Raw genomic sequence first — 6,871 nt, forward strand, 5'->3', positions numbered from 1 at the left:
GCGGAATGCGAAATGCGAAATGCGAAATGCGAAATGCGGAATGCGGAATGCGGAATGCGGAATGCGGAATGCGGAATGCGGAATGCGGAATAAGGCGTTCAGCACTCGGATCTCACTGAACCCCGTTTTCGCTGCTTAATGGTTCTTGAGCTGCTCACAAGGATGGCGAGCAGCTCATTGGCTTCCTGAGCAAGGCCAGTTAGCCGATCCGCCTCGACTAAATTAGAGCCAACAAGCAACTCAAACCAGTAAATGGTTTCTTCCAACTCTTGCTGCGCGACTTCGATCTTGCTGATCATTTCCGCATCCGAACGGCTGCGTTTGCCCTCCCTGATATGTGCGCCAACCGATGTTCCCGAGCGCAATAGCTGCTTGCCGATAACCTGCGCTTGTGTGGACTTCGGCAAGCTGGAATAAAGCCGGATTATTCGCAGTGCGAAGCACTTGGTCCGTTCAGTGATATCCCAATTATTCCGCATTTCGCATTCATCATTCCGCATTCAAGACACCCGCTCCACACCGCCCGGCAACCTGTCGGAGAACATCCACTGCCACAGCTGGATATGCCGCGCGCGGAAGGAACCGGCGCAGGACAGCAGGTAGTAGCGCCACATGCGGTAGAAGCGCTGGCCGTAGCGGTCGGCAAAGTGCGCCCAGTTTTTCTCGAAATTTTCATGCCAGGCCATCAGCGTCTTGTCGTAATCACTGCCAAAATTGTGCAGATCCTCGCAGGTCAGCAGGTCGTTGGCGGCATCGCCGATCTGGCCCGCGGAGGGCAGGTCGCCGTTGGGGAAAATATACTGGTCGATCCAGGGATCCGTGGTGGAGCGGCGCTGATTCTTGCCGATGGTGTGCAGCAGTAACAGGCCGCTTTTCTCCAGGCAGCGCTTGGCGACATGCATAAAGGTACGGTGGTTCTTGCGCCCCACGTGTTCGAACATGCCGACACTGGCGATGCGATCGAAGGGCTGATCCAGGCAGCGATAATCCTGCAGGTGCACCGTGATCGGCAGATCCGCATAGTGTTCGGCGATATAGGCACTCTGCTCGCGGGACACGGTTACTCCCACGCATTCCACCCCGTAGTTCTGCGCCGCATAGCTCACCAGGCTGCCCCAGCCGCAGCCGATATCCAGCAGCCGCATACCGGGCTGCAGCCCTAGTTTGCGGCAGATCAGGTCCAGCTTCGCGGTCTGGGCTTCTTCCAGTGTGTCCGCGTTCTTCCAGTAGCCGCAGCTGTAAGTCAGGCGGGAATCGAGCATGGCCTGGTAAAACTCATTGCCCAGGTCGTAGTGGTGCTCGCCCACTTCGAATGCGCGTCGGCGGCTCTGCAGGTTGATCAGGTAACTGCGCAGAATGCGCCAGGCATTGCGCCACGGCTTGATTTTGCCGGGCAGGTCGGCGCTGAGGATGCGGTAGAAAAACTGGTCGAGTGCCGGCACTTCCCAATCGCCCCGCATATAGGTCTCGCCGAGGCCGAGGCTGTGCCGCGCGATGAATTCGTCCAGCGCTTGCTCGCGGTGCAGGCGCAGATCCCAGGGCCTGTCGCCGTTGATGCGGATATCGGCCTCCGCCAGAATGTCGTCCACCAGGTGGCGTCTGCGACCAATAGTTGGTCCCTCCATGGTGTCCTGCTGCTCGCTTGCCATCAAAGCCTCCCTTGCTCCCGGCCGCGCTGAGTTGAATGCGGCGCCTTGAAGTATTTGCCACCACTCCTCATTTAATACAGCATATCGAAAATACCCGGATTCGCCCGTTTCACCAAGCGAATGCCCCTACAGGACCCCTTTCAGGACCCCTTTCATGCGCCCACTGCTGCTAATCTTTGTCGTCGTACCCATCCTCGAGATGTGGCTGTTGATCACCGTGGGCCGGGAAATTGGCACCCTGCCGACCATCGGTCTGGTGTTGCTGACCGCAGTGGTGGGGCTGGCGCTGTTGCGCCGTCAGGGGCTTTCCACGGTGATGCGCGCCCAGCAGAAGATGCAGGCCGGGGAGCTGCCCGCGCGGGAGATGGTGGAAGGGATCTTCCTGGCCGTGGGCGGCGCGCTGCTGCTGACGCCAGGATTCTTCACCGATGCCCTCGGCTTCGCCTGTCTGATCCCGGGACTGCGCCAGCTGCTGTTGGGACGCATCCTGAAGCACGTGGTTGTCATCCGCCCGGGCTTCGACCCATACGGAGCGCCAGGCCAGCAGCATCAGCGCCACGGCGATCGCGATGTAATTGAGGGCGACTACTCCCGGGAGAAGGGTCACCCCAACGGCAAAGACAAGAATGATCCCGGTCAGTCTGGCTGATTTTTAATCACTCGCCCTGATTTCGTTTCAAATTCACAGATTTTTTATCTGCCGCTGTTGAAATCCCCTCGCGTGCCCATAGATAGGGTGCACGCCTGAATTTTGCCCCGGTTCTGCCGGCCAGAGCGGGGCGTTTGGTCACCGGCCGGCGAGGCCGGAACCTTTTAAAAACCTTAAGAAACGACTCAATGGAGAGCTTATCCATGAAAATTCGTCCTTTACACGACCGCGTCGTAGTGCGCCGTAAGGAAGAAGAAGCCATGTCAGCCGGCGGCATCGTGCTGCCGGGCGCTGCCAAAGAAAAGCCGAACCAGGGCGAAGTGGTAGCCGTGGGTGAGGGCAAACTGCTGGACAACGGCGACGTTCGCGCCCTGTCTGTAAAAGTAGGCGACACCGTAGTATTCGGCCGCTACGCCGACAGCAACACCCTCAAGGTGGACGGCGAAGAGCTGATCATCATGAGCGAAAGCGACATCTACGGCGTGCTGGAAGGCTAAGCCCCCGCTTTTACTTCACTCGCACAAAGAATTTGAGGAACAAGAATCATGCCAGCTAAAGAAGTTAAATTCGGTGACGACGCTCGTCAGAAAATGCTGAAAGGCGTAAACATCCTGGCCGACGCCGTTAAGACCACCCTGGGCCCGAAAGGCCGCAACGTGGTACTGGACAAGTCCTTCGGCGCTCCCACCGTGACCAAAGACGGTGTGTCCGTAGCCAAGGAAATCGAATTGAAAGACAAGTTCGAAAACATGGGCGCGCAGATGGTGAAGGAAGTGGCTTCCAAAGCTTCCGACACCGCTGGTGACGGCACCACCACCGCCACCGTACTGGCCCAGGCCATCGTGACCGAAGGCCTGAAGTCCGTAGCCGCGGGTTTCAACCCGATGGACCTGAAGCGCGGTATCGACAAAGCCGTGGCAGCAGCCGTTGACCACATCGCCAGCCTGGCCACTCCCTGCACCGACAGCAAGGCCATCGCCCAGGTAGGCACCATCTCTGCCAACAGCGACGAGAGCGTCGGCACCATCATCGCCGAAGCCATGGAAAAAGTGGGCAAAGAAGGCGTCATTACCGTTGAAGAGGGTTCCGGCCTGGAAAACGAGCTGGACGTCGTAGAAGGTATGCAGTTTGACCGCGGCTACCTGTCTCCGTACTTCATCACCAACCAGGAAAACATGACTGCCGAGCTGGATAACCCGTTCATCCTGCTGGTAGACAAGAAGATCTCCAACATCCGCGATCTGCTGCCGCTGCTGGAGCAGGTAGCCAAGGCTTCCAAGCCGCTGCTGATCATCGCCGAAGACGTTGAAGGCGAAGCGCTGGCCACCCTGGTTGTGAACAGCATGCGCGGTATCGTGAAAGTTGCCGCCGTTAAGGCCCCGGGCTTTGGCGACCGTCGCAAGGCCATGCTGCAGGATATCGCTATCCTGACCGGCGGCACCGTGATCTCCGAAGAAGTTGGCCTGGAGCTGGAAGGCACCACCCTGGAGCACCTGGGTACTGCCAAGCGCGTGACCCTGTCCAAGGAAAACACCGTGATCGTGGACGGCGCCGGCGATGTGAAAGACATCGAAGCCCGCGTCAGCCAGATCCGTGCCCAGATCGAAGAATCTTCTTCCGACTACGACAAAGAGAAACTGCAAGAGCGCGTCGCCAAGCTGGCCGGCGGTGTTGCAGTGATCAAGGTTGGCGCTGCCACCGAAGTCGAAATGAAAGAGAAGAAAGCCCGCGTTGAAGACGCCCTGCACGCTACCCGCGCTGCGGTGGAAGAGGGTGTAGTACCTGGCGGTGGCACCGCTCTGGTTCGCGCCACTCAGGTCATCAAAGTGGTTGGCGACAACGAAGACCAGAACCACGGTATCGCCGCGGCACTGCGTGCCATGGAAATGCCGCTGCGCCAGATCGTTGCCAACGCCGGCGAAGAGTCCTCCGTTGTGGTTGACAAGATCAAGCAGGGCGAAGGTAACTTCGGCTACAACGCAGCCACCGGTGTTTACGGCGACATGCTGGAAATGGGTATCCTCGACCCGGCCAAGGTAACCCGCACTGCACTGCAGGCTGCGGCTTCCATCGCCGGCCTGATGATCACCACCGAAGCCATGGTCTCCGAGATCCCGGAAGAAAAGCCGGCTATGCCTGACATGGGCGGCATGGGTGGTATGGGCGGTATGGGCGGCATGATGTAAGCCAGCCCCATCCGGCTAACCCAGCGAAAAGCCCCGCACATGCGGGGCTTTTTCGTTGCCAATTACCGGGCTCGATAAAAAGCCTGCGACTCATTGGCCTACGATTGGGAGCGAAGCCGGTCGGACGGGCTGAGTACTCCCTTGCCACCTCGGTTTATTACGTGCGTATAGATCTCAGTAGTGGCGATATCAGCATGTCCAAGCAACTCCTGGATTGTACGCAGGTCGTATCCTGACTCGAGCAAGTGTGCCGCAAAGCTGTGCCGGAAAGCATGAGTCCGCGCGGGTCTATTTACACCTGCTGCGCGTACCGCCGCCCGCACATGTTTTGTCAGTGTAGTGGGATGCATATGATGCCGCCGCCGAAGTCCGGAGCGCGGATCCGTTCCAATGGATGACGCGGGAAAGAGGTACTGCCATCCCAATTCCCGCGCCGCTGACGGATACTTCCTATTGAGAGCCCCGGGCAAGTACACGTCACCATAGCCGTCGAAAAGGTCCTGTCGGTGAAGCAGGGCGACGCGGCGGATTTGCCGCTTGAGCTCTGGGATCAGTCCCTGTGGCAACATGGTCGTGCGGTCTTTATCTCCCTTCCCAGATCGCACATAAATGTTATTGCTGCCGAAATCGACATCCTTAACCCTTAGGGAAAGCAACTCCGCACTTCGCAATCCGGTACCGTACATCAACTCGACCTGCAGCCGGTATACCCCCTCCAAATGCTTAAGGATCGCAAGAATTTCCTCGGAGCTGTACACAACCGGCAGACGCCGATTCCTTTGTGCCGGCTTGAACTCCAGCGAATCGGTATCCATACCGAGAAATCGTTTGTAAAGGTAGACCAACGCGTTAAGCGCAATCCGCTGGGTGTTAATTGAGCAGTCGCGCTCAGTCACCAAGCGATTCAGGAACTGCTCTACCTCCGTCTTCCCCATTTCGGCGGGGTGGCGAAGCCTGTGAAAATGCACAAATCGCTTCACCCAATGTACGTAAGTCTGTTCAGTCCGGTAGGAAAGGCCCGCCTCTCTGATATGTAACCGTAGCTGCTGAATGAAACGCCCAGACTTATTCTTTGGGATCTGGTGGCGAATGTCGTCCATGAAAAAGCCTCCAAACTGGTTTTATATACAGTATTTCACCGTTAAGGCGGCAGTCAACTCCCAGGATCAAGAGATACGTCGTCTATCCACCGCAGAAAAACCCTAAATTATTGACTTAAAAGGGATTCCACTTATGATCAGTTCGGATAATAGTCATGTGAAAACACGACACGTCTTGGTTTCAAAGATCAAGAACATCCAGTAGCATTCTTAACCCATTGAATTTAAAAGTTTTTATGTTCATCTAAAGACATTGGGAGCTGCGGATAGACGACGGGTGATATAAAGACGCATCCTTTGAATAAACTGTTATGTTTCGGTAGCAGAAAGCCAAGGAAAGCAAAATGTTCAGCTATAAAAATCTCAGAAGCGAAAACCTGAAGCCGCTACTTGCGGTCGTCAAAATTTTGCATTTCATTTCAATTGCTGTACTTGCTTTAGTCCCGATCTGTATTGTTCCTGGAATGTATTTTGGTATCTCCGTGCCATATATGCTTTCGTTTGCTGTCTACGCAGCTTTTGGGATTATTTTGGCCGGGTTGCTAGCGTCGCTGGTGGCATTTGAAGAGAGTTATCGTCAAAGAACTGTATATTTAGAGGCTACGCAGCGAGATCAAACATAACAATCACGGGCAGTGAAGCTCCGGCCTTTCGGGCCTCCGCGGGACGGCTTACCTTATGCACGTTTTGCGCGGTCGCTTCGCTCCCATTTTCGCGCAAAACACACATAAGGTAAGCCGCCCCTGCCGTGGGCGTTATGCGGCGAGAGCATGATTAGAATAATTCAGTTTCTTCTAGCACTGAGCTTTAGTGGAAATACATTTGCAATTGATATTTATTGTGGCGAGCGAAAATCACTGGATAGAGTCGATATTCTCGATTCCGCATATGAAGAAGCAAAGATCGTACTTTTGGCAAATGTTGAAGCGGAACACTTAGATGGGCCGCCTCATCTTCGGTGGCGTTACTCTGCAATTTCTCCAATATTAAAAGGAGACATCACACGCGAGGGCTATTTTTACCCAAGTTCGGAACCATGCAAAAGTCCGGACCTCTCAGAAAAGGCGGTATTCTTAGTTTTTCTGCAAGAGCAACAAGAAATATTAACGTCAGAAAATACGTTAATGGTGGTTTACAATCGCGGAAAGGCTCATGAAGGCTGGGCTTTAGAGTGGGCTGAAACTAAGGCGCATAACAAGCGACTGTGATGTCAAGCAGCCAGTTTGATGTCCCGTTCTCCCCAGTGAGTACCGTCTCTCACCATCGCATTCAGCACTACTATCATCT

The 6,871-nt window shown here is 55.5% G+C and carries 8 protein-coding genes; 5 read left to right on the forward strand and 3 right to left on the reverse strand.

The window, feature by feature from the left end; all coding sequences use genetic code 11:
- Positions 1 to 98 precede the first annotated feature (98 nt).
- Positions 99 to 500, reverse strand: a complete 402-nt coding sequence (locus tag BUC36_RS17925) for a four helix bundle protein (RefSeq protein WP_200797318.1) — start codon at positions 498 to 500, stop codon at positions 99 to 101.
- Positions 501 to 1,649 (reverse strand): cyclopropane fatty acyl phospholipid synthase, encoded by a 1,149-nt coding sequence (gene cfa, locus BUC36_RS17930; RefSeq protein ID WP_084536262.1) that lies wholly within the window; start codon positions 1,647 to 1,649, stop codon positions 501 to 503. It lies immediately after the preceding gene.
- Between the two features lie 154 nt (positions 1,650 to 1,803).
- Here cfa and BUC36_RS17935 point away from each other — a divergent pair, with 154 nt between their 5' ends.
- The 3 genes from BUC36_RS17935 (at position 1,804) to groL (ending at position 4,484) form a co-directional block, all read left to right on the forward strand.
- Positions 1,804 to 2,298: an FxsA family protein gene (locus BUC36_RS17935; RefSeq protein WP_073277761.1), complete on the forward strand. Its 495-nt coding sequence runs from the start codon at positions 1,804 to 1,806 to the stop codon at positions 2,296 to 2,298.
- 203 nt (positions 2,299 to 2,501) lie between these two features.
- Positions 2,502 to 2,795, forward strand: coding sequence for a co-chaperone GroES (locus tag BUC36_RS17940; RefSeq protein WP_073277763.1), 294 nt, complete (start codon positions 2,502 to 2,504; stop codon positions 2,793 to 2,795).
- A 48-nt stretch (positions 2,796 to 2,843) separates the two neighbouring features.
- Positions 2,844 to 4,484 (forward strand): chaperonin GroEL, encoded by a 1,641-nt coding sequence (groL, locus tag BUC36_RS17945; RefSeq protein ID WP_073277765.1) that lies wholly within the window; start codon positions 2,844 to 2,846, stop codon positions 4,482 to 4,484.
- Positions 4,485 to 4,582: 98 nt separating this feature from the next.
- Here groL and BUC36_RS17950 read toward each other — a convergent pair whose 3' ends face one another.
- Positions 4,583 to 5,584 (reverse strand): integron integrase, encoded by a 1,002-nt coding sequence (locus BUC36_RS17950; protein WP_073277767.1) that lies wholly within the window; start codon positions 5,582 to 5,584, stop codon positions 4,583 to 4,585.
- A gap of 344 nt (positions 5,585 to 5,928) precedes the next feature.
- Between BUC36_RS17950 and BUC36_RS17955 the strand changes: the two genes are divergently transcribed.
- Both BUC36_RS17955 and BUC36_RS18910 read left to right on the forward strand, forming a co-directional pair.
- Positions 5,929 to 6,207: a hypothetical protein gene (locus BUC36_RS17955; protein WP_073277769.1), complete on the forward strand. Its 279-nt coding sequence runs from the start codon at positions 5,929 to 5,931 to the stop codon at positions 6,205 to 6,207.
- Positions 6,208 to 6,354: 147 nt separating this feature from the next.
- A complete protein-coding gene (locus tag BUC36_RS18910; protein ID WP_143187042.1) occupies positions 6,355 to 6,792 on the forward strand; it encodes a hypothetical protein in 438 nt (145 codons plus the stop codon).
- Positions 6,793 to 6,871: the final 79 nt, after the last annotated feature.

It is taken from the genome of Microbulbifer donghaiensis (genome assembly GCF_900129095.1).
In the GTDB taxonomy this organism is placed as follows: Bacteria; Pseudomonadota; Gammaproteobacteria; order Pseudomonadales; family Cellvibrionaceae; genus Microbulbifer; species Microbulbifer donghaiensis.